This is a genomic window from Streptomyces sp. NPDC060027 (assembly GCF_042737005.1).
Classification (GTDB): Bacteria; Actinomycetota; Actinomycetes; order Streptomycetales; family Streptomycetaceae; genus Streptomyces.
In genome coordinates this window covers 1-26,388 of record NZ_JBHWVI010000122.1, presented here as the reverse complement: position 1 = coordinate 26,388, position 26,388 = coordinate 1, and the positions used below count along the sequence as shown (strand labels likewise).

Below are 26,388 nucleotides of genomic sequence, written 5' to 3'. Positions count from 1 at the left end.
TGCCCGTTGACCGGCGCCGCGCGCGAAGAGCCCTCGCTCACTCCTCGCCGGCCAGCTTCAGCGACCGCAGCCGCTGCCCGGCGTACCAGGTGGCGAGGACGGTGACCAGGATCAGCAGAACCGTCGCGGTCGGCAGGCCCACGTCCGAGGTGACGAGGTCGCCGCCGGTCACCTTGTGGCCCACGGCGAGCGCCCACTGCTGGACGCTGAGCGTGCGCGCGCCGGACACCAGCGACCCGAACAGGGCCTCCCAGACGAGCGCGTAGACGAGTCCGAAGACCACCGCGTGCCGGGTCACCGTCCCGAGGAGCAGGAACATCGCGGCGTAGGCGATCGAGGCGACCAGGGCGGCCACGGTGTAGGCGACGGCGATCTGCTGGCCGTTGCCGTTGAGGATCATGCCCGCGATGAAGGTCGGCACCGCCGAGAACGCCATGGTGACGGCGATCGCGACGATCAGCTTGGTGAAGATGATCGTGGGCCGCTTCAGGGGCTTGGCCAGCAGATACACCACCGAGCCGTCGTCGATCTCGGGCCCGATCGCTCCCGTACCGGCGATGACACCGATGATCGGCACCATGGTGGCGAGCGCGAACCCGCCGAGCAGGTCCGAGGCCACCTGGTCGTCCGCTCCGGAGAAGCTCCGGACGGCCACGGAGATGACGATGAGCAGGACGGGCAGGATGCCGAGGATGAGGGCCCGGCGGCGGCCGAGCAGGCCCCGATAAGTGAGCCGGGCGACTGTGGGGTCGTACATCTTCGGCCTCCTACGCCGCGACAAGATACGAGAAGACGGATTCCAGGGACTCGTCGGACGGCGACACCGTCAGCAGCCGGATGCCGTGCTCACGCGCGACCTTCGGCAGCAGGGCGGTGAACCGGCCGAAGTCGACGGCCTGGATGCGCAGCGCGCCCTCGGCGAGGTCGACCTCGATGCCGGACGTCGACGGGTCGGCGATCAGCGCGGCGGCCAGGGCCCGGTCGTCGCTGGAGCGGACCAGGTAGCGGTGCGGGCGGTCGGTCATCAGCCGGCGGATGCGCCGGAAGTCGCCGCTCGCCGCGTGCCGTCCGGCGACGATCACCTCGATGTGGGCGGCCAGTTGCTCCACCTCTTCGAGGATGTGGGACGAGAACAGCACGGTGCGGCCCTCGTCGCCCATGCGGCGCAGCAGATCCATGAGCTGCATGCGCTGGCGCGGGTCCATGCCGTTGAACGGTTCGTCGAGCAGCAGCAGCGACGGGTCGTGGACCAGCGCGGACGCCATCTTCACGCGCTGCCGCATGCCCTTGGAGTACGTGGAGATCTTGCGGTCCTGCGCGTACTCCATCTCGACCGTGGCGAGGGCCCGTTGGGCGGACTTCGCGCCGAGACCGTGCAGCTCGGCGTTGGCGACGACGAATTCCCGCCCGGTGAGGAAGTCGTACATCGCCTCGCGTTCGGGGACGATGCCGATGTGCCGGTAGATGTCCTCGTTGCGCCAGGTCGGCCGGCCGTCGAGGGTGACGGTGCCCGTCGAGGGGGCGAGGAAGCCGCCCATCATGTTGATGAGGGTGGACTTGCCGGCGCCGTTCGGGCCGAGCAGGCCGGTGACGCCGGGGCCGATCGTCATCGTGATGTCGTTGACCGCCACCACGTTGCCGAACCAGCGCGAGACGTGGTCGATGTTGAGCGTGGTCACAGCCCGACCTTTCGGTAGCGGCGCATCAGGAGGCCGTAGCAGCCCGCGATGAGACCCAGGACGACGATGAGGTAGACGACGCCCTGCCCGGACGAGGGGCCCACCTCTCCGGGGAAGGCGGAGGAGGCGCCGAGGAAAGCCGTCTGCACTCCGTCGATGAGCGTGATCGGCGAGAAGAGCCCGAGCCACGGGACGGCGTCGCCGCTGGACTGCTCGAACGCGATGGCCTGGACGGTGGAGACCGCTCCGTAGGAGATGGTCAGGGCGGCGATGACGGCCGCGATGCCGAAGCCGCGGCGCGGGGTGACCGCCGAGATGACCAGGCCGATGCCCGCGAAGAGCAGCGAGAGCAGTGCCACGGAGACCAGACCCTGCCCGAAGCCCTTCGTCTGGTCGGCGAAGTCGAGCTTGGCCAGGAGCGCCCCCACGTAGAGCACGATCAGCGGGGCGGCCGTGAGGATGAACAGCGCCGAGGTCAGCGCCGCGTACTTGGCCCGCACGTAGTCGCTGGTCTCTACGGGGCGCGAGAAGTACAGCGGCACGGTCTTGAAGCGCAGGTCGCGCGAGACCGCCTGCGGGCCCTGCGAGGCGACGTACAAGCCGATGACGGCCTGCATGATCACCGCGTAGCGCGTGTAGTCGACGGGCAGGTCCTTCGCCTTGGTGGCGACGGCGACGGCCACCATGATCAGTGCGGGGACGCACATCACCACGAAGAGCAGCATCGGCAGGACCTTGGACTTGACCGAGCGGCCGAGGCCGTAGGAGCCGCGCAGGGACTGCGAGTAGAGGGAACGGCGGGCGTAGGCGCGGCCGAGGCGTGGGCCGTCGTAGTTGCGGTAGCCGATGTTGTGGATACGGGACTGCTCACCGCGCTGGGTGAGGGGCTGCTCAACCGCCATGGCCGACCGCCTCCTTCCGCTGCTCGTCACCGGTGCGCGGATCGGCGCTCGCCGCGCGCTCGTCCTTAGTGCGCTGCTCGTCGCTGTCCTTGAAGACCTCGGCGATGTGGTGCCTGCGCTGCTCCATGCGCACCAGCCCCAGACCGAGGTCGGCGACCACGTCGCGGACGAGGTCGTAGGTGTCCTCGCTCTCGGTGGTCAGCAGCAGGATGTGTCCGGCGCCCGGCAGGCCGCTGCCGTCGTGGGTCTCGACACCGCGCGCGTGGAGCACCTCGCGCACCGCGGCCGTGCCGTCCGGGTGCTCGTCGGTGTCGGTGACCTCGATGGCCAGGGTCGTGGTGGTCTGGGTGAAGTCCGTGGTGGAGCTGGAGCGGAGCAGTTTGCCGCCGTCGACGACGACGACGTGGTCGCAGGTGCGCTCCAGTTCGCCCAGGAGGTGCGAGGTGACCAGGACCGAGATGCCGAAGTCCGTGTGGATGCGGCGGATCAGCCCGAGCATGTCGTCGCGGCCGACCGGGTCCAGGCCGTTGGTCGGTTCGTCCAGGAAGACCAGCTGGGGGTCGTGGACGAGGGCCTGCGCGAGTTTGACGCGCTGCTTCATACCCGTCGAGTAGCCGCCGATGGGGCGGTAGCGCTCCTCGTACAGGCCGACATGGCGCAGGGTGTCCGCGGTGCGCTCGCGGGCCGCGGCCGGCGGCAGCCCGGACATCCGCGCCATGTGGACGACGAACTCGGTGGCCGAGACGTCGGGCGGCAGGCAGTCGTGCTCGGGCATGTACCCGACCCGCTCGCGGATGGCACCGCCCTCGGTGGCGACGTCGAGGCCGAGCACGGTCGCGCGGCCCTCGGTGGCGGGGGACAGACCCAGCAGGATCTTGATCAGTGTGGACTTGCCGGCTCCATTGGCTCCGACGAGTCCGGTCACACCGGGCCCGACGTCCACGGAGAGCCGGTCAAGCGCGGTCACCCGGGGGAACCGCTTGCTCAGGCTTTCGGTCGCGATCACAGTCACGATTCGAAGGTAGTGGCGCACACCACAGAGGTCGTCAACCCACGGAGGTGGATCCGCGTCAGCCTCGAGTCGTACGGGCCCGTAGGGGTCCCCCTCAGGTACACCGGCCGGGAGCCGTCCCGGTCCGACGGGTTGTCCACAGGTTGCCCACGGACCTATTGACGCCGCCTCTAACAACTGTCACATTCGCCAGTGTCAAGTTACGGACACGTACCGCAGTCGGTGTGGACAGGGTGGGGCGGTGGCATGACGACGGCAGTGGCAGGCGAACTCTCCGCGGAGCTGCGGGGGTTCAGAGAGGTGCAGCGCCTCGCGTACGAGTGCGCGGAAGCGGTCGCGGCACAGCTGAAGCCCGGCGTCACCGAGCGCGAGGCGGCGCGCATGCAGCGCCGGTGGCTGCGTGAGCGCGGGGTGCGGGACTGGTTCCACCTGCCCTTCGCCTGGTTCGGTGACCGCACGGCCTTCGTCGGTTTCCGGATCCCGCTGCAGTTCTTCCCCACCAACCGCCGTCTGGAGCCGGGGATGCCCTTCATCCTCGACATGGCCCCCGTGTACAAGGGCTGCACCGCGGACGTCGGCTATTCGGGCTCGCTCGGTCCGAACCCCGTGCAGGACAGGCTGCTCGCCGACCTGGAGGCGCACCGCGAGCTGATCCTGCGCGAGGTGCGTGAGCGGCGGTCCCTGCGCGAGATCTACGAGGACGTCGACCGGCTCATGACCCGCCAGGGCTGTGCCAACCGGCACCGCGCGTATCCGTTCGGCGTGATCGCGCACAAGGTGGACCGGGTCCGGGAACGGTCCTGGTCACCGCGCCTGTTCGGGTTCGGCACCCAGTCCCTGAAGGGGCTGGCGAGCGACGCGCTGCACGGGCACCGGGACGGCTGGTCACCCCTGTGGTCGCCGTACACCTTCTCCGACCACCCGCCCCGGCCGGGGCTGTGGGCGGTCGAACCGCACCTCGGTTTCCGGGGTACGGGCGCGAAGTTCGAGGAGATCCTGGTCGTCACCGACTCCAAGGACCCCGAGCAGAGCGCGTTCTGGCTCGACGACGATCTGCCGCACGTGCGGCGCTGGGCGGAGGACAAGTGAGTCTCGTGGGCGCGCGCGAGCGCTGGGTGCGGACGGGCGGAGTCGAGCTGTGCGTCGCCGAGCTGGGCGACGACAGGCAGCCGACCGTGGTGCTGGTGCACGGCTATCCGGACTCCAAGGAGGTGTGGTCCGAGGTCGCCGTCCGGCTGGCCGACCGCTTCCATGTCGTGCTGTACGACGTCCGGGGACACGGCCGTTCGACGGCGCCGCAGCCGCTGCGCGGCGGGTTCACCCTGGAGAAGCTGACCGACGACTTCCTGGCGGTCGTCGACGCGGTCAGCCCCGACGAGCCGGTGCACCTGGTGGGCCACGACTGGGGTTCGGTGCAGTCGTGGGAGTTCGTCACCGTCGCGCGCACCGAGGGCCGGATCGCCTCCTTCACGTCGATGTCCGGGCCGTCCCTCGACCACCTCGGCCACTGGATCAAACAGCGGGCGAAGCGGCCCACCCCGCGAAGGATCGGCCAGCTCCTCGGCCAGGGCGCCAAGTCCTGGTACGTGTACCTGCTGCACACGCCGGTGCTGCCCGAGCTGGCCTGGCGCGGCCCCCTGGGCAAGCAGTGGCCGAAGATCCTCCAGCGGATCGAGAAGGTGCCCGCGGGCGCGTACCCGACCCCGTCGCTGCCCTCCGACGCGGCGCACGGCGCCTGGCTGTACCGCGACAACGTACGGCCCCGGATCGCCCGTCCCCGCGAGGACGCGTTCGCGCACGCGCCCGTGCAGCTCGTCACTCCCCTCGGGGACGCCTTCCTCTCCGAGCGGCTCTACGACGAGCTGGAGACGTGGGCCCCGCGGCTGGTGCGCCGCACCCTCCCGGCCAAGCACTGGGTTCCGCGGACGCGCCCCGACCAACTGGCCGCCTGGATATCCGAGTTCGTGACGGCCAACGAGGGCCGCGAGGCCGGGACGCCCGCCCCCGAGCCGGCGGCCACCGGCAAGTACGCCGACCGGTTCGGCGGGCAGCTGGTGCTGGTCACCGGCGCGGGCAGCGGCATCGGACGGGCCACCGCCTTCGCCTTCGCCGAGGCGGGCGCGCGCGTGGTGGCCGTCGACCGGGACGCCGAGGCGGCGACCCGTACGGCGGAGATGTCCCGGCTGATCGGCTCACCCGCGGCCTGGGCCGAGACGGTCGACGTCTCCGACGAGCAGGCCATGGAGAAGCTCGCCGACAAGGTCGCCGCCGAGTACGGCGTGGTGGACGTGCTGGTGAACAACGCCGGGATCGGACTGTCCGGCTCCTTCTTCGACACCACACCGGAGGACTGGAAGAAGGTCCTCGACGTCAATCTGTGGGGCGTGATCCACGGCTGCCGGCTCTTCGGCAGGCAGATGGCCGAGCGCGGGCAGGGCGGCCACATCGTCAACACCGCTTCGGCGGCGGCGTACCAGCCCTCGAAGGCGCTGCCCGCCTACAGCACCTCCAAGGCGGCCGTCCTGATGCTCAGCGAGTGTCTGCGCGCGGAGCTGGCCGGGCAGGGCATCGGCGTCTCGGCGATCTGCCCGGGCTTCGTCAACACCAACATCACCTCGACCGCCCGCTTCGCCGGGGTCGACGCGACCGAGGAGAAGCGGCGCCAGAAACGGTCGGCGCGGTTGTACGGGCTGCGCAACTACCCGCCGGAGAAGGTCGCCGACGCGATCCTGCGCGCGGTCGTCCGCAACGAGGCACTCGTGCCGGTCACCCCGGAGGCGCGCGGCGCCCACCTCATGCACCGCTTCGCGCCCAGGGCGCTGCGCGCCATCGCCCGGATGGAGCCGAAGCTGTGACCGGGCGACCGAGCGACGCGGCGGACGCGGCCGGCAGCTCGGCGGCCGACAGCTCCGCGAACGGCGGGTCCGTGAACGGCGGGTCCGTGAACGGCGGGTCCGTGAGCGACAGCTCCGGGAACGGCGGTCACCACGCGATCGTCCCGAGACGGGTGTCCTTCGACTGGGAGGACACCCCGCTGCACTGGATCCCGGACGAGCCCACCGCCACCCACGTCATCAATGTGCTGCATCTGCTGCTCCCGGCCGGGGAGCGGTGGTTCGTGAGGGTCCTCAAGGAGGCACTGCCGCTCGTTCGCGACCCCGAACTCCGCAAGGACGTCAAGGGGTTCATGGGCCAGGAGGCCACGCACAGCGTGCAGCACGCGTACGTCCTCGACCACCTCGCCGCCCAGCGGCTCGACACCTCCGACTTCACCCGGCACGTCGACTTCCTCTTCGAGAAGCTGCTCGGCGAACAGCCTCCCCTGCGGGTACCGGTCCCGGCCCGGGAGTGGCTGCGCTTCCGGCTGTCGATGGTCGCGGCGATCGAGCAGTTCACGGCGGTCCTGGGCGACTGGGTGCTGACGGCCGAGGGCCTGGACCTCGCCGACGCCGACGAGGTCATGCTCGACCTGCTGCGCTGGCACGGCGCCGAAGAGGTCGAGCACCGCGCGGTGGCCTTCGACCTGTACCAGCACTGCGGCGGCGAGGGCGCGCCGCGGTACGCCCGGCGGATCGCGGGCATGGCCGTCACCGCACCGATGATGCTGTACATGTGGATTTGGGGGGCCGCCTATCTGATCCGCAACGACCCCCGTCTCGCGGGCCGCCTGCGCTACTCGCTCGCTGCCCACAACAAGGCCGTCCACAAAGGGCTGTTGCCCACCTGGAAGGAGCTCGGCGCGGCCATACCGCGCTATCTGCGGCGGTCGTACCATCCGTCGAAGGAGGGCTCGCTGCTCAGAGCCGTCGAGTATCTGGCGCAGTCACCCGCGGCGCGATCGGCGGTGGGGGCGATCGGGCGGGCGGCCTCATAGGCCCCAGGGCGGAGGGCGGGAGAGATGAGCGACGAGCCGGGCGGGGTCGCGTACCGCATCGAGGACCTGGCGCACCACAGCGGCGCCACGGTCCGGACGATCCGCGCCTACCAGGACCGCGGGCTGCTGCCCCGCCCCGAGCGGCGCGGCCGCGCCAATGTGTACGCGGACGCCCATCTGGCGCGGCTTCGGCAGATCGCCGATCTCCTCGACCGCGGCTACACACTGGCCTCGATCAAGGAACTCCTGGAGGCCTGGGACGCGGGCCGGGGCCTCGGCGGGATACTCGGTCTGGTCGCGGAGGTCGACGGCCCGTGGACCGACGAGGAGGCCGCCCGGATCTCCCGGGCCGAGCTGGACGAGCGGTTCGGCGGCAGCCCCGACGACGCCGCGGTGGCGGACGCGGTCGAGCTCGGCGTGCTGGAGCCGGTTCCGGGCGAGGAGGGCACCTTCGTCGTTCCGAGCCCTCAAGAGCTGTCCGCGGCAGTCGAGTTGCACATGGCGGGCGTTCCGCTGTCCGCGATCTCCGGCCACCTCAGGGAGTTGAGGGGTCAGGTCGAGCACATCGCCTCCCGCTTCCTGGAGTTCACCACGGAGCACGTCTTCGCGCGTTATCTCGGGGAGCATCCGCCGAGCGACGCGGAAGCGGCCGAGGCGGCCTCGCTCGTCCGGCGGCTGCGACCGCTCGCGCAGCAGACCGTGGACGCCGAACTGGCCCGTGCCATGCGGCTCTTCGCCACCCGCCATCTGAGCAGGCACCTCGCGGCGGGGCCGTCTCCGATGGACCAGGAGAACGTGCGAACGGTGGGGATCTCCGCAGGGACAATGCGTGCCGTGGAGAGCCTGGTTGGCGCGGAGCACGCCTCCGAGTTCGTCACCGCCGCCGCCGAACGAGAGCTGCAGACACGCACGTTGGACCGGCTGGCCGCAAACAGCGCCCACCACAGCATTGTTGACGAAATACCGTAAAACACCTGCGTGTTGTCCACAGATTCGTCAATTCCCCTGTGGATAACAGGACTTGGCTGTGGACCAAACCTCCGGATCAAAATCAAATGCGTGATCCGTCTCTCGCCAGGCACGCTGGGGAGATGAAGGAACAGACGGATGGACGGACGCAGAAACGAACTCGGGGACAGACCCGTGGACAGGCGGAGGGGCGGACGGATGAGCAGGCGGATGAGCGGATGAACGGACAGGCGGATGATCGGATGGACGAAAGACGCACCGTGAAGGTGTCGAAGTACCTCTCGAAGCATCTGCGGCATCAGCCCGAGCGGATCGGCCTCACGCTCGGCGAGGGCGGCTGGGTCGAGATCGACACACTCATCGCCGCGGCGGCCGCGCACGGCTTTCGTTTCACCCGCGACGAGCTCGATCACGTGGTGGCCCACAACGACAAGCGCCGCTTCGCCGTCGAGGGGACCCGGATCCGGGCCAGTCAGGGCCACTCCGTCGAGGTCGACCTCGGGCTGCCCCCGGCGACCCCGCCGGCCTACCTCTACCACGGCACCGTGGCCCCCCACCTGGACGCGATCCGCGCCGAGGGCCTGAAGCCCATGAACCGGCACGACGTACACCTGTCGCCGGACCGGGAGACCGCCACCCGAGTCGGCGCCCGCCGCGGCCGCCCGGTCGTGCTCTCCGTGGACTCGGCGGCCATGCACCGCGACGGCCATGTCTTCCGGGTCAGCGCCAACGGCGTCTGGCTGACGGAGGGCGTACCCCCGCGATACCTGCGGTTTCCCGGGCCGCGCTGATCCGGGGGCAGCGGTGCCGCCGGGCGGGGACGGCATCGAGGCGGGCCACGATCACGCTCCGGCTGCGCTTACGCTCGACACATGAGTCTGCGTCTGAGCACCGTGATCCTGCCGTACGTCCGCTGGCACGAGGGCGGGCGTTCCGCGTGGCAGCGTGCGGAGCAACTCGGCTTCCACACCGCGTTCACCTACGACCATCTGTCCTGGCGGACCTTCCGCGACGGCCCGTGGTTCGGGGCCGTGCCGACCCTGACCGCGGCGGCCGCCGTCACCGACCGGCTGCGCCTCGGCACCCTCGTGACCTCGCCGAACTTCCGCCACCCGGTGACCCTCGCCAAGGAACTGATCTCCCTCGACGACATCTCGAACGGCCGGATCACGCTGGGCATCGGCGCCGGCGGCACCGGCTTCGACGCCACCGCGCTCGGCCAGGACCCGTGGACCCCGCGTGAGCGCGCCGACCGCTTCGGCGAGTTCGTACCGCTGCTCGACCGGCTCCTCACCGAGGAGTCCGTCTCGTACGGCGGCAATTTCTACTCGGCGCACGAGGCCCGCAACATCCCGGGCTGTGTCCAGCGCCCCCGGCTGCCGTTCGCGGTGGCCGCCACCGGCCCGCGCGGACTGAGGCTCGCCGCCCGTCACGGACAGGCGTGGGTGACGACCGGCGACCCGAAGCTGTACGAGACGGGCACCCCCGAGCAGTCGGTTCAAGCCATTCGCGGGCAGGTCACCAAGGTGGCCGACGCCTGTGCCGAGGTCGGCCGGGACGCGGCGGAGCTCGACAAGGTCCTGCTGACCGGCTTCACCCCCGACCGGAGCCACCCGCTGGAGTCACTCGACGCGTTCGTCGACTTCGCGGGCCGGCACAAGGAGCTGGGCTTCACCGACATCGTGATCCACTGGCCGATCCCCGACTCGGACTTCGCCGCCGACGAGAAGGTCTTCGAGCGGATCGCCCTGGAGGCGGTTGCCCAGCTGACCTGAGACCGGGCTGCCGCGAGCCCGGGTTCGACAGGGTGTAACGGCGCTGGTGAGGACGGTAACCACTCAAGTGTGCGGACCGCCGCACGGCCGTGCGCGCATATGCGGGAGAATGAGCGCGTGACCTCAGCGACTCGCCGGCCCGAGACCCCGGCCTCCACCGTCCCGCCCCGGCTGATCGCCACGGACCTCGACGGCACCTTGTTGCGCGACGACAAATCGGTGTCCGACCGCACGATCGCCGCCCTCGCCGCCGCCGAACAGGCCGGCATCGAGGTCTTCTTCGTCACCGGCCGCCCGGCCCGCTGGATGGACGTCGTCAGCGACCACGTCCACGGGCACGGCCTGGCGATCTGCGGCAACGGCGCCGCCGTGGTCGACCTGCACGGCGGCCCCGGCGCCCACCGTTTCGTCAAGATCCGCGAACTGGCGCCCGACATCGCCCTCGACGTCATCCAGGTGCTGCGTTCCGCCGCGCCCGGCACCGTGTGCGCCGTCGAGCGGACGTACGGCCTCCACCTCGAACCGGGCTACCCCCTGATGCACATGGAGCCGCCGGAGATCGTCGCGCCCGCCGAGAAGCTCCTCGCCGAGGACGCTCTGGACGCCGATCAGCCGGTGCTGAAGGTGCTCGCGTTCCACCCGGACATGGACCCGGACGACTTCCTCACCGTCGCCCGCCCGGCCATCGGCGACCGGGCCAACGTGACCCGGTCGAGCCCCAGCGCCCTTCTGGAGATCAGCGGCCCCGGCGTCTCCAAGGCCAGCACCCTCGCGCTGTGCTGCTCCGAGCGCGGTATCTCCCCCGAGGAGGTCGTCGCCTTCGGTGACATGCCGAACGACGTCGAGATGCTCACCTGGGCCGGCCGGTCGTACGCGATGGGCAACGCCCACCCCGCCGTGATCGCCGCCGCCTCCGGTCGCACGGTCGCCAACAACGAGGACGGGGTGGCGGTCGTGATCGAGCAGATCGTGGCAGCCCGGGCGTAGCCACCCGACCAGGCCGACCCCGGGGCCTCCGGCAGACCCGCCGCAGGCCCCGCGGGGTCGCCCCGCGGCACCGCCGTGAAGCCTCCATGGGCCTACACGTCGACCCCGTGCTCCGCGAGCCACGGCACCGGGTCGATCGCCGATCCCAGCTCCGGCGTCACCCGCACCTCGAAGTGCAGATGCGGGCCGGTCGAGTTGCCGGACGTGCCCGACTGCCCGATCCACTGCCCCGTCGACACCCGCTGCCCCTGGTCGACGGTGACGGCCGCGAGATGCGCGTACTGCGTGTAGTAGCCGCCGGGGTGCTCGACCACGACCTCGATACCGAAGGCACCGCCACAGGACACCTTCACCACCCGGCCCGCCCCGACCGCCCGCACCGGTGTGCCGATGGGCACCGCGAAGTCCTGTCCGGTGTGCCGGTGCGCCCAGCGCTCGCCCCCGCTGCCGAAGCCCGCGGAGAGCTCGTACGTCTCCACCGGCGCGACCCACGCACGCGTGGAGTCCAGCGGCGGCTGGTCGAGACGGACCGCACCACGGCAGGCGCCCGCCGCCACCGAGGCGTCCGCCCGGCTCTGCAGCACCGACCGCGCCTCGTCGAGCTTCGCGTCGATGGTCCGCTTGATCTCGGCGAGTTCACCGTTGCGCTTCTCCAGCGCCTGCCACTCCGCCTGGGCCTTCGCCTCGTCCGCGGCGAGCCGGTCCTCGGCGCGCCGGCTCTTCGCGACCGCGTTGGCGACCGCCAGATCCGCTCTCCACACGGCACGCTGACCACGCATCAGATCATCGGGGTCCTGCGCGAACAGGATCTGTGCCGTGTAGGGCAGCCCGCCACCCTGCCGGTACTGGGCCCGCGCGATACGGCCCAGGTCCTGGTGCAGCACCGCGATCTCCTGCCGCTCCCGCGTGAGGAGCCACTCGGTCCGCTCGGCCCGGCCGCGCTGCGCCTCGGCATCCCGCCGCCCCGCCTCGTACTGCCGCGTCGCCACGGAGGCGTCCTCGTACAGCCGCGCCACCTGGGTGCTGACGCCGGGGTCCGCGCCGTCTCCCTCGGCCACCGTCGGCTGGGCCGCGAGGACGGCCAGCGCGCACAACAGCGCCGGTACGAACAGGGGATGGCGACGAGAAGAGCGCATGACAGCGATCGTGACCCGCGCCTTCGGACCCGGCCTGTTGAAGGGGTGCACCTGGGGGACGGAACGTCACGAATGGCCCAGGGCCGGGCCGAACGGCCCCCTCTCGGCGGCCCGTGACGTCGGTCCCGGTGACGGCGGCTCCCGCAACGGCGGGGCGGACCGGACCAGGGCCGTTCGCACCGTCCGCGGAGGACGCCCGGCCGTGGCTCGCGCGAGAGCGCCGAACAGACCCCCTGCACAAGGGGATTCAGTGCGGCACCTGCCACACCACCGTCGTACCGCCGCCGCCCTCGCCGATCCCCGGCCCGTACCAACTGGCGCCGCCCAGCGACTCGGCACGCCGCTCGAGGTTCCTCAGGCCGCTGCGCCGGCCGCCGTCGGGGATGCCGACGCCGTCGTCCGCGACGGTGAGGCGCACGCCCGGCCGCCTGTCCGGCAGGAGGACGGTCGCGTCGACGGAGACCTCGATACGGGAGGACCCCGCGTGCCGGAAGGCGTTGGAGAGGGCTTCTCGCAGCGCGGCGATGAGGTTCTTGCCGGTGAGTTCGCCGACCAGCGTGTCGACGGGCCCGGTGAAGCGGTGCCCGGGCTTGAAGCCGAGGGGCACGGCGGCCATGTTGATCTCGCGCAGGACGCGGGTGCGCAGCCCGGACGGCACCTCGGCGGGACCCTGCTGGAGCGCGAAGATCGCGGTGCGGATCTCCTGGATGGTGACGTCGAGTTCGTCGACCGCCTTGCCGACGCCCCGCTGCACCTCGGGCACGTTCGACCGGCGCTGCGCGCTCTCCAGCATCATCCCGGTGGCGAACAGCCGCTGGATGACCAGGTCGTGCAGGTCGCGGGCGATCCGGTCGCGGTCCTCGTACACCGCGAGCCGTTCCCGGTCGCGCTGTGTCTCGGCCATCATCAGCGCCAGCGCGGCCTGCGAGGCGAACTGCGCGGCGAGGGTCCGCTCGCTCTCCGTGAACGGGCGCCCTTCGCGGGTTCGCGGGGTGACGAGGGCCCCGAGGACCCGGCCGTCGCTCTGCAGGGGGAGCATCATGACGGGCCCGTACGCACGGGCGAGGTCCAGGGGCATGCGCGGGTCGACGGCCGCGTCCTCCACGAACACCGGCCGCCCGGCGCAGACTTCGGCGACCAGCTCGCTCTCCGGCGGGACGACCACGCCGAGCACCCTCGAAGGGTGTTCCGAGGCGACCGCGACGATCTCCAGGCCCCCCTCCTCGGCGGGCAGCAGCACGATCCCGGCCGCCGAACCGGAGAGCCGGCGCGCCTGTTCGGCGACGACCTGCAACGCCTCCTCGGTGTCGCCGCCCGCCAGAAGCGCGGTGGTGACGGCCACCGAGCCGTCGATCCAGCGCTCACGCTGCTGCGCCGCCTCGTACAGACGGGCGTTGCCGATGGCGATGCCCGCCTCCGCGGCCAGCACCCGGAGCATGTCGAGGTCGTGGTCGCCGAAGGTCCCGCCGTCACGCTTCTCGGCGAGATACAGATTGCCGAAGATCTCCCCCTGCACCCGGATCGGCACTCCGAGAAAGCTGTGCATCGGTGGATGTCCGGCCGGGAACCCGCAGGAGCGCGGGTCGTCGGTCAGGTTCGTGAGCAGCACCGGATCCGAGGCCCGGATGAGCGCCCCCAGGATCCCCTTGTGGCCGTCGGGCATGCGTCCGATCCGTCGGGCGGTCGCCTCGTCGACGCCGTGATGGACGAAGTCCGCGAGGGCCTCCCCGCTCTCGGCCACGACCCCGATGGCCGCGTATCGAGCGTCCGTGAGTTCGGCCGCGGTCTCACAGATCCGGTTCAGCGTGGAGTGCAGTTCCAGTCCTGATCCGACCGATCGCATCGCCTCCAGCAACCGCGGCACCCGTGCGGTCAGCTCGACGGGCAGCCCTCGCAGGCCACGGACCACCGGGTCCGCCGCCGCCGTCCCGCCGCTCGGGGCGGGGGAGTCTGGGGCTGCTGACATGCCTTGAGCCTAGTTAGTCCTATTTGCAAGGGAAAGTCGGGCCTCGGGAGAGGCCAGAGCCCGGAACCCTGCCCACCGTCCCTCGCCCACCGCGCATGACGCAGGGCGTCCCTCGCCCACCGCTGACGACGCATGGCGCATCGCTTACCGCCTGTCGCCTACCGCGCATCGCGCGTCGCCCAGCGCGCGTCGCCCAGCGCGCGTCGCCCAGCGCGCGTCGCCCGGCGCGCTCATCACCCACGACCTGCCCGTACCGCGCTCAGCGAGCCGCCGCGCCCACCAGCAGATCTCCCGCGGTCTCCCGCTTCACCATCTCCCGCAGCGGTCCCTCGACGGCCGACAGCTCCGCGAACGCTCCACGCTGGACCACGCGCCCCTCCGCGAGCACGATCACCTCGTCCACCGCGTCGAGCCCGGCCAGCCGGTGAGTGATCAGCAGGGTCGTACGGCCCTCGGTGGCGGCCAGCAGATCCGCGGTGAGGGCGTCGGCCGTCGGCAGGTCGAGATGTTCCGCCGGCTCGTCGAGAACGAGGACCGGAAAATCGGCGAGCAGCGCGCGAGCCAGCGCGAGTCGCCGGCGCTGACCGCCGGACAGCCGTGCCCCGTGCTCACCGATCAGGGTGTCGAGCCCGTCGGGCAGCCCGTCCACCCAGTCGAGGAGCCGGGACCGCCCGAGCGCGTCGCGCAGTTCGCCCTCGGTCGCGTCCTTGCGGGCGAGCAGCAGGTTCTCACGCACGGTGCTGTCGAAGAGGTGCGCGTCCTGGGCGCACAGTCCGACCAGCCGGCGCACGGCGTCCCCGTCCATCCCGTAGGCGTCCGCGCCGCCCAGCGTGTACGCCCCCGCTTCCGTGTCCAGGAACCGCAGCAGCACCTGCGCGAGCGTCGTCTTGCCGGCTCCGGAGGTACCGACCACGGCGATCCTGTGGCCCTCTTCAAGGGTCAGGTCGAGGCCGGCCAGCGCGTCCCGGTCCTGTCCCGCGTGCCGGGCCCGGAGCCCCTCCACTCGGAGCGGGAACGGCGACACGGGCGCCGGTCGCGGCTGTTCGGGTTCGCGTACGGGATCGGCGGCGTCCAGCACCTCGTACACACGCTCCGCGCTCTTGCGCACCCGCTGCCGGTACTGGACGGCGAGCGGCAGCCCCATGACCGCCTCGAAGGCGGCCAGCGGTGTGAGGACGACGACGGCCATCACCACACCGTTCAGACGCCCGGCGGCGACCGCCTGGGCGCCCACGAAGGCGGTCGCGGTGACGGTGAGCCCGGACACGAGCGCCGTGAGTCCGTCGCCGAGGGCGGTCGCGGTGGCGGCTCGCGAGGCGATGCGGGTGAGCAGGTTGTCGGCCCGCCGTGTCTCCGCGATACGGGCGGGCAGTGCGCCCGCGACGGTCAATTCGGCGGTCCCGGTGAGCAGATCGGCCACCTGGGTCGCGAGAGCACCGCGTGCGGGCGCCAGCCGTCGCTCGGCGCGGCGCGCCACGGCGCCGGTCACCGACGGAACGCCGACAGCGGCCGCCAGCAGACCGACGGCGAGCGCGGCACCGGCCTCGGGCAGCAGCCAGGCGGTGAATCCGACGGAGGCGGCGGACACCAGCACCGCCGCTCCGGCCGGCAGCAGCCACCGCAGCCAGTAGTCCTGCAGGGCGTCCACGTCGGCGACGAGTCGGGACAGCAGATCGCCGCGCCGGGTGGCCCGCAGTCCGGCGGGCGCGAGCCGTTCCAGACGCCGGTAGACGGCGACCCGCGTATCGGCCAGCATCCGCAGCACGGCGTCGTGCGACACGAGCCGTTCCGCGTACCGGAAGACCGCCCGGCCGATGCCGAACGCCCGGGTGGCCGTCACCGCCACCATCAGATAGAACACCGGCGGCTGCTGCGACGCCCGCGAGATGAGCCACCCGGATGTGGCCATCAGACCGACGGCGCTCCCGAGCGCGAGGCTGCCGAGGACCACGGCGAGGGCCAGCGGCCTCCGTCGGGGAACCGCCATGGCCCGGACGCGGGCGAGCACTCCGGCCCGGCCCCGGGACGTCGGAGCGAGTTCTTCGCCGCCGGCCGAGGGCAGGCCTTCCGGCTCGACTCCCCGCGGCGGCTGTGTGCGGCCCTGTTCCGCAGAGCCGGGGACCTCAACCGGGAGCGCGGGTTCCAACCGCGCTGCACCGGACGCGGCGGCTTCCAGGCGCACCACCCGGTCCGCCACCCCCAGCAACGCCGGCCGGTGTACGACCAGCAGGACGGTCCGCCCCACGGCGAGCCGCCGCACCGCCGCGACGACCTCGGCCTCGGTCGCCCCGTCGAGCGAGGCCGTCGGCTCGTCGAGAAGCAGCACGGGCCGGTCCGCGAGGAACGCCCGGGCGAGTGCGAGGCGTTGGCGCTGACCGGCCGACAGCCCGGCGCCGTCCTCGCCGAGGACCGTGTCGGCCCCGTCGGGCAGCGCGTCGACGAATCCGGCCGCGCCCGCGTCGACGAGGGCCCTACGCAGCGCCGCGTCGTCCGCGTCGGGCCGCGCCAGCCGTACGTTCTCGGTGATGGTTCCGGCGTACAGGTGCGGCCGTTGCGGCACCCAGGCGATCTTTGAGCGCCACTCCGCGAGATCGGCTTCGGCGAGATCGACTCCCCCGGCACGGGCCCGGCCCGCGGTGGGCTCCACGAACCCGAGCAGAACGCTCAGCAGCGTCGACTTGCCCACTCCGCTGGGCCCGACCAGGGCGACCGTCTCACCGGGTCCGACCGTGAAGGAGACGTCCGCGACCGCGTCCGCGGAGCGCCCCGGGTACCGCACGGTCACGCCCTCCAAGGCGATTTCCCCCGCGGGCACGTGCAGCGAACCGGTCCTCGGCGCCGGGGTCTCCAGCACCGAGAAGATCTCTTCGGCCGCCGCGAGCCCCTCGGCGGCTGCGTGGTATTGGGCTCCCACCTGGCGCAGCGGGAGATAGGCCTCGGGTGCCAGCACGAGGATGACGAGTCCCACGTACAGGTCCATCTCGCCATGAACGAGCCGCATTCCGATGGTCACCGCGACCAGCGCGACCGAGATGGTGGCGAGCAGTTCCAGGGCGAAGGACGACAGGAAGGCGATCCGCAGCGTCCGCATGGTCGCCTGCCGGTACTCGCCGGTGATCTTCCGGATCGACTCCGCCTGCGCCTTGGCCCGGCCGAACACCTTGAGGGTGGGCAGTCCCGCGACGACGTCCAGGAAGTGTCCGGACAGGCGGGACAGCATCCGCCACTGGCGGTCCATCTGGGTGCGGGTGGCCCAGCCGATCAGCACCATGAACAGGGGGATCAGCGGCAGGGTGCCGGCGATGATCGCCGCCGACATCCAGTCCTCGGTGACGATGCGCGCCAGTACGGCCACCGGAACCACCACCGCGAGTCCCAGCTGCGGCAGATAGCGGGAGAAGTAGTCGTCGAGCGCGTCCACTCCCCGCGTCGCGAGGGCGACCAGCGAGCCCGTCCGCTGGCCGCTGAGCCACCCGGGTCCGAGGGAAGAGGCCCGCTCCAGCAGCCGCCCCCTCAGCTCCGACTTGACCGCGGCGCTCGCCCGGTGCGCCGCGAGCTCGGTGAGCCAGGCCACCACCGCCCGCCCGATCGCCACGATCGCCAGCAGCGTCAGAGGGGTGCGGAGTTCGGTGACGGAGAGACCGTGCTGGAAGGCGCCGACCACCACTTCGGCGATGAGCATCGCTTGGGCGATGATCAGCGCCGCTCCGGCAACACCCAGCCCCACGACCGCCCCGAGGAAGAGGCGGGTGGCTCGGGCGTACCGAAGCAGACGCGGATCGATTGGTTTCACGTGAAACACACCCCTGGCTCATCAGGCATGTTTCACGCGAAACATGCCACTACGTCGGAATCAGTGCGACACATCCACGGCGATGTGCTGCGTACCGATGCGCTTGCGGAACACCCAGTAGGTCCAGCTCTGGTAGAGCAGGACGATCGGCGTGGCGATCGCGGCGCACCAGGTCATGATCTTCAGGGTGTACGGGCTCGACGAGGCGTTGGTGACCGTGAGGCTCCAGTCCTCGTTGAGCGAGGACGGCATGACGTCCGGGAAGAGCGAGAGGAAGAGCATCGCGACGGCGGCCACGATGGTGACCCCCGAAAGCATGAAGGCCCACCCCTCACGCCCGCCATTGACCGCCACCAGCGCCCCGACCAGGGCTGCCACGGCCACCACCAGCGCGACCAGGGACGCGCCGTCACCGTTCTCGACCTGGGTCCAGAGCAGGAAGATCAGCGCCAGCACGGCCGTGGCCAGGCCGACTTGCAGCGCCTGCTTCCGCGCCCGCTCCCGGATGTCGCCGACCGTCTTGAGGCCGACGAATACGGCACCGTGGAAGGTGAACAGTGTCAGCGTGACCAGACCGCCGAGAAGCGCGTACGGGTTGAGCAGGTCCCAGAAGGTGCCCACGTACTCGAAGTTCCGGTCGATCTTCACTCCGCGCACGATGTTGCCGAAGGCCACACCCCACAGGAACGCCGGGATCAGGGAGGTCCAGAAGATCGCCGTCTCCCAGTTGCGCTGCCAGTGCTCCTCGGAGCGCTTCGCCCGGTATTCGAAGGCGACACCGCGCACGATCAGACAGACCAGGATGATCAGCAGGGGCAGATAGAAGCCCGAGAAGAGCGTCGCGTACCACTCGGGGAAGGCCGCGAAGGTCGCGCCGCCGGCCGTGAGCAGCCACACCTCATTGCCGTCCCACACGGGACCGATCGTGTTGATCAGCACCCGCTTCTCGGTGCGGTCGCGGGCCAGCAGCTTGGTGAGGATGCCGACTCCGAAATCAAAGCCCTCCAGGAAGAAGTAGCCGATCCAGAGGACCGCGATGAGGACGAACCAGACGTCGTGAAGTTCCATGACTCAGCAGCTCCCTGAGCCTAGTAGGAGAAGGCCATCGGCTTGTCGGCGTCACTGGAGTCGCCGCCGATCTTGGTGGGCGGGTTGAGGTCGGACTCGGTGAGCTCGGGGGGCCCTGCCTTGACGTACTTCGCGAGCAGTTTGACCTCGACGATGGCGAGAACCGCGTAGAGCAGCGTGTAGACGGTCATCGACGTGATGACCTCGCCCTGCGAAACGCTGGGGGAGACCCCGAACCGCGTCTGCAGAACGCCGTACACGACCCACGGCTGGCGGCCCATCTCGGTGAAGATCCAGCCCCAGGAGTTGGCGATCAGCGGGAAGCCCAGGGTCCAGATGGCGATGCGCCAGCCCCACTTGGTGAGCTTCGGGCTCAGTGCCTTGTTCTTGAACAGGACCAGATGCGGCGCCTCGTCCTCGCCGACCCTCAGGTGCTGCGGCAGCATGAACTTCTTGCGGGTCAGCCAGAGTCCGACCACGCCGATCAGGAAGGACGCCATACCGAAGCCGATCATCCAGCGGAACGCCCAGAAGGTGACCGGAATGATGGGGCGGTAGTCGCCGGGGCCGTACTTCTCCTGCTCGGCCTTGTTGGTGTCGTTGATGCCGGGGACGTACGAGTTGAAGTCGTCGTCGGCGAGGAACGACAGTATCCCCGGGATGGACAGCTCGACGGTGTTGTGGCCCTTGCTGACATCCCCGTACGCGAAGATCGAGAACGGCGCGGAGTCCTGACCGTCCCACAGCGCCTCGGCGGCGGCCATCTTCATCGGCTGCTGCTTGAACATGATCTTGCCGAGGGTGTCGCCGCTGATCGCCGTGAGCAGACCGGCGATGACGACGGTGATGAGGCCGAGCCGCAGCGAGGTCTTCATGACGGCGACATGCCGCTTGCGGGCCAGGTGGATCGCGGCGATGCCCACCATGAAGGCGCCGCCCGTCAGGAAGGCCGCCGTGAGGGTGTGGAACGCCTGGGCCAGTGCGGTGTTCTGGGTCAGCACGTGCCAGAAGTCGGTGAGTTCGGCGCGGCCCTTCGCCTTGTTGATCCGGTAGCCGACGGGGTGCTGCATCCACGAGTTGGCCGCGAGGATGAAGTACGCCGACAGGATCGTGCCGATGGAGACCATCCAGATGCAGGCGAGGTGGAGCTTCTTCGGGAGCCTGTCCCAGCCGAAGATCCACAGCCCGATGAAGGTGGACTCGAAGAAGAAGGCGATCAGGGCCTCGAAGGCGAGCGGGGCTCCGAAGATGTCGCCGACGAACCGCGAGTAGGCGGACCAGTTCATGCCGAACTGGAACTCCTGCACGATGCCGGTGACGACACCCATCGCAATGTTGATCAGGAACAGCTTGCCCCAGAACTTGGTGGCCTTGAGGTACTTCTGGTTCTCCGTGCGCACCCAGGCTGTCTGCAAGCCGGCGACGAGGGCGGCGAGCGAGATCGTCAGGGGAACGAAGAGGAAGTGGTAGACGGTGATAATGCCGAACTGCCATCGCGCCAGAGTCTCCGGCGCCAAAGCCAATTCCACGTCGTCAGTCTCCTTACGTCGCCGTGGTCACAGCGGCAGCAGTTTGCCCGCTGCATCGCAGACATCACGGGAGGAACAGGACACGCTTGTGAACGCGTTCACATTCACAAGCAATTATGACGCATGCCCGTTCGATGGGTGAGGGGTGGGGGGTCCTTCAGCGGAACCGATGGCCCCGACCGGTAGGGACCGGTCGCCCCATGGCGTGCGCGAGGCTTCCCGGCCCTTCCCGCCGTGATCTCCCGGATCCACGGGCGGAGTGCTGCGGCCCACAGGCCGGACGGACTCGCGGGTTCCGCCGGATGCGCGTCCTACGGACCACCGCCACCGGGCCCACGGGCACCTCACCGCGACCCTCGACGCCCCGACCGCCCTCCCCCGGACACCACCGGGATCGCGCTCACGCCGAAGGGCCCCGTACGCGGGGAACGCGCACGGGGCCCTTTCCGGCTCGCGGGCGGACGCCCCGGAGACCTCGGGCGGGCGCTCCGCCGGACGACTACAGCTCCTTGCGGAAACTCTCGGTCGCCTTCAGGAAGATGTCGTTCGCCTCGGTCTCGCCGATGGTGACGCGGACGCCCTCGCCGGCGAACGGACGCACGACGACACCGGCCTGCTCGCAGTGGGCGGCGAAGTCGAGGGTGCGCTCCCCCAGACGCAGCCACACGAAGTTGGCCTGCGTCTCGGGCACGGTCCAGCCCTGACCGCGCAGCGCGTCGACCACCCGGGTGCGCTCGGAGACCAGCGAGCCGACCCGGCCGAGCAGTTCGTCCTCGGCGCGCAGGCTCGCCACGGCGGCGTCCTGGGCCAGCTGGCTCACGCCGAACGGCACCGCCGTCTTGCGCAGCGCCGCCGCCACCGGCTCATGAGCGATCGCGAAGCCGACCCGGAGACCGGCCAGCCCGTACGCCTTGGAGAAGGTGCGCAGCACACAGACGTTGGGCCGGTCGCGGTAGATCGCCACGCCGTCCGGCACCTCGACATCACGGATGAACTCGCGGTACGCCTCGTCCAGGACGACCAGCACGTCGCTCGGCACCCGGTCCAGGAACCGCTCCAGCTCGGCCCGGCGCACCACCGTGCCGGTCGGGTTGTTCGGGTTGCAGAGGAAAATCAGCCGGGTGCGGTCGGTGATGGCCTCGGCCATCGCGTCCAGGTCGTGCACATCGCCCGGGGTCAGCGGCACCTTCACCGAGGTCGCCCCGCTGATCTGCGTGATGATCGGGTACGCCTCGAAGGACCGCCAGGCGTAGATGACCTCGTCACCGGGACCGCTCGTGGCCTGCAGCAGCGACTGGGCGACACCGACCGAGCCGGTGCCGGTCGCCAGGTGGGAGACGGGGACGCCGAACCGGTCCGCCAGCTCGTTCATCAACCCGGTGCACGCCATGTCCGGGTAGCGGTTGAACGACCCGGTCGCCGCCGTGACGCTCTCGATCACCCCGGGCAGCGGCGGATACGGGTTCTCGTTGGAGGACAGCTTGTACGCCACGGCACCGGCCGCGGCAGGCTTGCCGGGCTTGTAGGTGGGGATACCCGCCAGCTCCGCACGCAGCTTGGGGCTCGTCTCGCTCACCGCAGTCCTCCTCGTGACCACCAGCGGCTCATGACGACCACCGGCTACCAATGCTTCTCACCTTATGAGGATTCGGCGCCGCTGCGAATGGCCTGTGGACAACCGAACACCACCTTGTGTCCGACCAGGTGATCATTCACATACGCGGGACCCGGCCGTCCGCGTCGCACGACCGGCGGTCATCCGCTTACGAAGTCGTACGAAAAGGGGGCGCGCCGACAGCTACCACATGCGCCGGTGGCTCGCGCCGTGGCGCGCATCCCTCGTACAGGTGAGTTGAGACCTCTTCGAGACATGGCCCACTTGGCAGGCCCATGCGCGCCGACAAGTCACGTCCTGGCATGGGATCGTTCAACTACCTTCAATTCCAAGGGAGTTAGCCCATCTCGATCATGCAGAAACGTGCCTGTCAACGCGTGCATATGCGTCCGCACTACCCCACCGCATGAGCCCTACTATCGGCTCGCCATGACAGCAGCAGGGAAGCACCAGGTGAGCCGGGCGGAGACCTCCCGCCGAGGCGGTCGGCCGGGCCGGGCGGGCATCAGAGACGTGGCCGCGGCAGCAGGGGTCTCCATCACGACTGTGTCCGATGCCCTCAACGGCAAGGGCCGGCTCCCGGACGCCACCCGACGCCATGTCCGCGAAGTCGCCGACCGGCTGGGCTATCGCCCGTCGGCGGCGGCCCGAACCCTCCGTACCGGCAAGTCGGGCCTGATCGGCCTGACCGTGACGACGTACGGGGATGAACCTTTCACCTTCACCGAGTTCGCGTACTTCGCCGAGATGGCCAGAGCCGCCACCTCGGCCGCACTCGCCCGGGGATACGCCCTGGTCATCCTTCCCGCGACCTCCCGCCACGACGTGTGGTCGAACGTCGCCCTGGACGGAACCGTGGTCATCGACCCGTCCGACCACGATCCGGTCGTGAGCGAGCTGGTCCGCCAGGGTCTGCCGGTCGTCTCCGACGGCCGCCCCGCGGGGTCGCTCCCGGTCACCGCCTGGGTGGACAACGACCACGAGGCCGCGGTCCTCGGCATCCTCGACCACCTGGCCGCCGCGGGAGCGCGCCGCATCGGCCTCCTCACCGGCACCACGACGGACACGTACACCCACCTGTCCACCACCGCGTATCTGCGCTGGTGCGAGCGCGTGGGCCAGGATCCTGTGTACGAGGCCTACCCCGCGCACGATCCGTGCGCGGGAGCCGTCGCCGCCGACCGGCTCCTCGCCCGGCCCGACCGCCCAGACGCCGTCTACGGCCTCTTCGACCCGAACGGCACCGATCTGCTGGCCGCGGCCCGCCGCTACGGTCTGCGCGTCCCCGAGGACCTGCTGCTGGTCTGCTGCAGCGAGTCCACGGTCTACGCCAACACCGAGCCGCCCGTCACGACCCTCTCCCTCAAACCGCGCCGCATCGGCACAGCCGTCGTCCAGCTGCTGATCGACGCCATCGAGGGGGTCGAATCGGACCAACCGGTCGAGCAGGTGATACCGACGGAGCTGATCGTGCGGACCTCGTCGGAACGCCGTCCGCCCCGTACGACGGTCAGTCCGCCCCGATCACCCGAGGCGGGTTGACGCCCGAGACGGCTTGGGCGGGGCAAGCCCCGCCCAATTCGGGCGAAAACCTCGGTGAACTGGGCTCCTGTTCCGATTCACCACCCCTGGGTCATCACATGGCGCGATCCGCATTCCTATGATGGGCGGACGACACCGCGGGCCGCTGCGACCAGGCAGTCCGAACGGGTGCAGATGCGGCGCGATGGTGGTGGAGGGGTCGATGACTCAGGGGGCCGGTCAGGGACCCGAGGTGGTGCGGACGGCGACGTTGCGCGACTTCCGGGTACCCGCGTACGTCCACGAGACCGGTCCGTATGCGCAGGACACGCCTCACGGCGAGAGCGCAGGACCCGTTGGGGAGGCTGTGCGGTACGCGTCGGGAGAGTCCTCCCCGTACGCGTCCGTGGACTCCTCCGAGCAGTTCCCGGGGGAGTTCCCCGAGGGGTACACCCCCACACAGCGCGATCTGCCGGTCATCCATCGGGGTGACACTCTTCAGGTCGCCGTCGACCCCGTCGCCGTGCCCGCCCCGGCTCCCGGCGCCGGCCCCGGGCCGCTGTACGTCGTCGGCGATGTGCACGGCTACCTCGACCAACTCGTCGCCGCGCTCCAGGAGAAGGGCCTCGTCGACGCCACGGGCAGCTGGTCGGCCGGCACTTCGCGTCTGTGGTTCCTCGGGGACTTCACCGACCGGGGCCCGGACGGCATCGGCGTGATCGACCTCGTGATGCGGCTGTCCGCCGAGGCGGCCGCGGCCGGCGGCTACTGCAAGGCGCTCATGGGCAACCACGAGCTGCTGCTGCTCGGCGCCAAGCGGTTCGGCGACACCCCCGTCAACTCCGGCGCGGGCACCGCCACCTTCCAGGCCGCCTGGCTGCTCAACGGCGGCCAGAAGACGGACATGGACCGCCTCCAGGACCACCACCTGCAGTGGATGGCCCGCCTCGACGCCATGGAACAGGTCGACGGACACCTCCTGGTGCACTCCGACACCACCGCCTACCTCGACTACGGCGACTCCATCGAAGCGGTCAACGACACCGTCCGCGAAACCCTCACCCGCAACGACGCCGACGAGTGCTGGGACCTCTTCCGCAAGCTCACCAAGCGCTTCGCCTTCCGCGACGACGGTGGCGCCGAGGCCGTCCGCGAACTGCTCGGCGCCTACGGCGGTTCGCGCATCGTCCACGGTCACAGCCCCATTCCGTATCTGCTGGGCGAGGTCGGCCCGGAGGAGGGCGAGAACAGCGCGGGCCCCGTGGTCGAAGGACCGCACCTCTACGCCGACGGGCTGGCCATCGCCATGGACGGCGGAGTGACCATGGCCGGAAAGCTGCTGGTCCAACAACTTCCGCTGGATATCTGAGCGTTTACCGGGCAGGCGTCCCCCCGGACGAACCACGTCGGCCGGGTGCCAATTTCTGGAAACCCCCTGTCACGGCGTGCCGTCACCGCTCTACCATCGGCTTATCCGTAGCAGGCTCCCCTCCGTTTCTGCCCGACGGCTCGTCAGCGTGCGAGCCACCAGCCCTACGGAGCATCGGGGGATGCAGATGAACAGCGTTCCGCAGCACCTGCTGAGCGAGGACCGCCAGGATTACGAGCGGATCCTCGATGAGGCGCTGCGCTCCGCACCACACCGCCCGGAACTCGCCGCTGTCGGCCAGCGGCTCAACCTCGAACAACTGCGCACCATGGCGCTCAACGCCACGGCCCTCATCACGACGGCCGCGGCGGACGAGTACGCGCACTACGTGAAGGCCCGCGAGGAACTGCGCCGCCCGGCGCGGTCCACCACGGTCGTGAGCGAGGAAGTCGGCTCCACGGAGCCGGGTACGACCGCGATGGGGCTCGCCACCACCGTGGGGGAGGTCACCGAGACCGCCGGTGCCGGCGCGGTCGCCGTCGTCGCGGTGCTCGCTCCCGTCCTCGCCGGGACAGCCGCGGCGATATTCCTGCTCGTGGGATACGTCCTGAAGATGCTCGACCCCGAGCCGGCGATCGCCACGACTCTCCTGACCACCGGATGGGTCTTCGGCGCGGTCACGGCGGCCGCGATTCTGGTCGCCGCGGCCGGACTGCTGCTGACCGCACTGCGCAACGGCTCGTCCTCGCTCCGGGCCGGAGCGGGCGGCGAGCTGTCCGAACAGGTCGCCCGGGCCCAGCGGGCCTGGCACGACGCCCTGCTGGAGCACGGCATCCTGCCGTTCCTCCGGGAGGCTCTCGCGGACCCGGGCTCGGCGGCACTGGGCCGGGCCGCACCGGCCCCCAGTCGCATCCCTCATCTCGGCTACGACCGCCCGGGGTTCAGCAGCCCCGACGGCGGACCCGCGGCCGGCCCGCGCCCGAGCTTCTCCAGCCCGGACTTCTCCAGCCCGGACTTCGGGGGACCGGAACACCAGCCCGAGTGACCGGCCGGGCCGACGGCCGGGCTCACGGGAGGAAAGGGGCCCGCGCTCCCGCGCGGGCCCGTACGGCTGCGGGAGCGGGCCGGTACGACAGCCGCGGCCGTCCGGGGCGCGGTCCCGGGCGCACGCCGCGGGAGCGGGCCGGTACCTG

The 26,388-nt window shown here is 70.6% G+C and carries 20 protein-coding genes; 10 read left to right on the top strand and 10 right to left on the bottom strand.

Annotated features, from left to right (window positions below; all coding sequences use genetic code 11):
- Positions 1-37: 37 nt before the first annotated feature.
- Genes ACFWBT_RS26755 through ACFWBT_RS26740 form a run of 4 tightly spaced genes read right to left on the bottom strand, consistent with a single transcriptional unit; the run spans position 38 to position 3,587 of the window.
- Positions 38-757 (bottom strand): ABC transporter permease, encoded by a 720-nt coding sequence (locus ACFWBT_RS26755; RefSeq protein ID WP_266760498.1) that lies wholly within the window; start codon positions 755-757, stop codon positions 38-40.
- Positions 758-767: 10 nt separating this feature from the next.
- Entirely contained in the window at positions 768-1,679 is a 912-nt protein-coding gene (locus ACFWBT_RS26750; RefSeq protein ID WP_351536000.1) for an ABC transporter ATP-binding protein, read from the bottom strand.
- Positions 1,676-2,581 carry an ABC transporter permease subunit gene (locus ACFWBT_RS26745; protein WP_385704942.1) on the bottom strand — a complete coding sequence of 302 codons (906 nt, stop codon included), beginning with the start codon at positions 2,579-2,581 and terminating at the stop codon, positions 1,676-1,678. The genes ACFWBT_RS26750 and ACFWBT_RS26745 overlap by 4 nt, the downstream gene beginning before the upstream one ends.
- Positions 2,571-3,587 (bottom strand): ABC transporter ATP-binding protein, encoded by a 1,017-nt coding sequence (locus ACFWBT_RS26740; RefSeq protein WP_351536346.1) that lies wholly within the window; start codon positions 3,585-3,587, stop codon positions 2,571-2,573. The genes ACFWBT_RS26745 and ACFWBT_RS26740 overlap by 11 nt, the downstream gene beginning before the upstream one ends.
- A 252-nt stretch (positions 3,588-3,839) precedes the next feature.
- Between ACFWBT_RS26740 and ACFWBT_RS26735 the strand changes: the two genes are divergently transcribed.
- From ACFWBT_RS26735 to ACFWBT_RS26705, 7 genes are all read left to right on the top strand, one after another.
- Positions 3,840-4,682 (top strand): M24 family metallopeptidase, encoded by an 843-nt coding sequence (locus ACFWBT_RS26735; RefSeq protein ID WP_385704939.1) that lies wholly within the window; start codon positions 3,840-3,842, stop codon positions 4,680-4,682.
- The gene (locus tag ACFWBT_RS26730; RefSeq protein WP_385704937.1) at positions 4,679-6,448 is read left to right on the top strand and encodes an SDR family oxidoreductase; all 1,770 of its coding nucleotides are present in this window, start codon (positions 4,679-4,681) and stop codon (positions 6,446-6,448) included. Before ACFWBT_RS26735 ends, ACFWBT_RS26730 begins: the two co-directional genes overlap by 4 nt.
- Before the next feature lie 101 nt (positions 6,449-6,549).
- On the top strand, positions 6,550-7,467 hold the full coding sequence (locus ACFWBT_RS26725; protein WP_385704947.1) for a metal-dependent hydrolase: 918 nt from the start codon (positions 6,550-6,552) through the stop codon (positions 7,465-7,467).
- A gap of 24 nt (positions 7,468-7,491) precedes the next feature.
- Positions 7,492-8,436, top strand: a complete 945-nt coding sequence (locus ACFWBT_RS26720) for a MerR family transcriptional regulator (protein ID WP_385704934.1) — start codon at positions 7,492-7,494, stop codon at positions 8,434-8,436.
- 242 nt (positions 8,437-8,678) lie between these two features.
- Positions 8,679-9,227 carry an RNA 2'-phosphotransferase gene (locus ACFWBT_RS26715; protein WP_385704931.1) on the top strand — a complete coding sequence of 183 codons (549 nt, stop codon included), beginning with the start codon at positions 8,679-8,681 and terminating at the stop codon, positions 9,225-9,227.
- Between the two features lie 81 nt (positions 9,228-9,308).
- On the top strand, positions 9,309-10,211 hold the full coding sequence (locus ACFWBT_RS26710) for an LLM class flavin-dependent oxidoreductase (RefSeq protein WP_385704928.1): 903 nt from the start codon (positions 9,309-9,311) through the stop codon (positions 10,209-10,211).
- Between the two features lie 99 nt (positions 10,212-10,310).
- Entirely contained in the window at positions 10,311-11,198 is an 888-nt protein-coding gene (locus ACFWBT_RS26705; RefSeq protein ID WP_385704925.1) for a Cof-type HAD-IIB family hydrolase, read from the top strand.
- Positions 11,199-11,290: 92 nt separating this feature from the next.
- Here the strand turns inward: ACFWBT_RS26705 and ACFWBT_RS26700 are convergent, their stop codons facing one another.
- The 6 genes from ACFWBT_RS26700 to hisC form a co-directional block, all read right to left on the bottom strand.
- Positions 11,291-12,334: a M23 family metallopeptidase gene (locus ACFWBT_RS26700; protein WP_385704923.1), complete on the bottom strand. Its 1,044-nt coding sequence runs from the start codon at positions 12,332-12,334 to the stop codon at positions 11,291-11,293.
- A 247-nt stretch (positions 12,335-12,581) separates the two neighbouring features.
- The gene (locus ACFWBT_RS26695; protein ID WP_385704920.1) at positions 12,582-14,300 is read right to left on the bottom strand and encodes a GAF domain-containing protein; all 1,719 of its coding nucleotides are present in this window, start codon (positions 14,298-14,300) and stop codon (positions 12,582-12,584) included.
- A gap of 259 nt (positions 14,301-14,559) precedes the next feature.
- Entirely contained in the window at positions 14,560-18,093 is a 3,534-nt protein-coding gene (gene cydD, locus ACFWBT_RS26690; protein WP_385704917.1) for a thiol reductant ABC exporter subunit CydD, read from the bottom strand.
- Positions 18,094-18,153: 60 nt separating this feature from the next.
- Positions 18,154-19,161 carry a cytochrome d ubiquinol oxidase subunit II gene (cydB, locus tag ACFWBT_RS26685; RefSeq protein WP_385704915.1) on the bottom strand — a complete coding sequence of 336 codons (1,008 nt, stop codon included), beginning with the start codon at positions 19,159-19,161 and terminating at the stop codon, positions 18,154-18,156.
- Positions 19,162-19,181: 20 nt separating this feature from the next.
- Positions 19,182-20,690: a cytochrome ubiquinol oxidase subunit I gene (locus tag ACFWBT_RS26680; protein ID WP_385704914.1), complete on the bottom strand. Its 1,509-nt coding sequence runs from the start codon at positions 20,688-20,690 to the stop codon at positions 19,182-19,184.
- A 499-nt stretch (positions 20,691-21,189) separates the two neighbouring features.
- A complete protein-coding gene (hisC, locus tag ACFWBT_RS26675) occupies positions 21,190-22,266 on the bottom strand; it encodes a histidinol-phosphate transaminase (protein ID WP_385704911.1) in 1,077 nt (358 codons plus the stop codon).
- Between the two features lie 468 nt (positions 22,267-22,734).
- Between hisC and ACFWBT_RS26670 the strand changes: the two genes are divergently transcribed.
- From ACFWBT_RS26670 to ACFWBT_RS26660, 3 genes are all read left to right on the top strand, one after another.
- A complete protein-coding gene (locus tag ACFWBT_RS26670; protein ID WP_266760526.1) occupies positions 22,735-23,847 on the top strand; it encodes a LacI family DNA-binding transcriptional regulator in 1,113 nt (370 codons plus the stop codon).
- 202 nt (positions 23,848-24,049) lie between these two features.
- Positions 24,050-25,195, top strand: a complete 1,146-nt coding sequence (locus ACFWBT_RS26665; RefSeq protein WP_385704907.1) for a metallophosphoesterase — start codon at positions 24,050-24,052, stop codon at positions 25,193-25,195.
- A 181-nt stretch (positions 25,196-25,376) separates the two neighbouring features.
- Entirely contained in the window at positions 25,377-26,240 is an 864-nt protein-coding gene (locus ACFWBT_RS26660; protein ID WP_385704903.1) for a hypothetical protein, read from the top strand.
- The last annotated feature ends 148 nt before the right edge of the window (positions 26,241-26,388 follow it).

Bases quoted from the DNA above. Each gene is read 5' to 3' on its own strand.
- ACFWBT_RS26710 (WP_385704928.1), top strand. From the start codon at position 9,309: ATGAGTCTGCGTCTGAGCACCGTGATCCTGCCGTACGTCCGCTGGCAC.
- ACFWBT_RS26700 (WP_385704923.1), bottom strand. From the start codon at position 12,334: ATGCGCTCTTCTCGTCGCCATCCCCTGTTCGTACCGGCGCTGTTGTGC.
- ACFWBT_RS26715 (WP_385704931.1), top strand. From the start codon at position 8,679: ATGGACGAAAGACGCACCGTGAAGGTGTCGAAGTACCTCTCGAAGCAT.
- ACFWBT_RS26745 (WP_385704942.1), bottom strand. From the start codon at position 2,581: ATGGCGGTTGAGCAGCCCCTCACCCAGCGCGGTGAGCAGTCCCGTATC.
- ACFWBT_RS26705 (WP_385704925.1), top strand. From the start codon at position 10,311: ATGCGGGAGAATGAGCGCGTGACCTCAGCGACTCGCCGGCCCGAGACC.
- ACFWBT_RS26735 (WP_385704939.1), top strand. From the start codon at position 3,840: ATGACGACGGCAGTGGCAGGCGAACTCTCCGCGGAGCTGCGGGGGTTC.
- ACFWBT_RS26720 (WP_385704934.1), top strand. From the start codon at position 7,492: ATGAGCGACGAGCCGGGCGGGGTCGCGTACCGCATCGAGGACCTGGCG.
- ACFWBT_RS26670 (WP_266760526.1), top strand. From the start codon at position 22,735: ATGACAGCAGCAGGGAAGCACCAGGTGAGCCGGGCGGAGACCTCCCGC.
- ACFWBT_RS26695 (WP_385704920.1), bottom strand. From the start codon at position 14,300: ATGTCAGCAGCCCCAGACTCCCCCGCCCCGAGCGGCGGGACGGCGGCG.
- ACFWBT_RS26755 (WP_266760498.1), bottom strand. From the start codon at position 757: ATGTACGACCCCACAGTCGCCCGGCTCACTTATCGGGGCCTGCTCGGC.
- cydB (WP_385704915.1), bottom strand. From the start codon at position 19,161: ATGGAACTTCACGACGTCTGGTTCGTCCTCATCGCGGTCCTCTGGATC.
- ACFWBT_RS26660 (WP_385704903.1), top strand. From the start codon at position 25,377: ATGCAGATGAACAGCGTTCCGCAGCACCTGCTGAGCGAGGACCGCCAG.
- ACFWBT_RS26665 (WP_385704907.1), top strand. From the start codon at position 24,050: ATGACTCAGGGGGCCGGTCAGGGACCCGAGGTGGTGCGGACGGCGACG.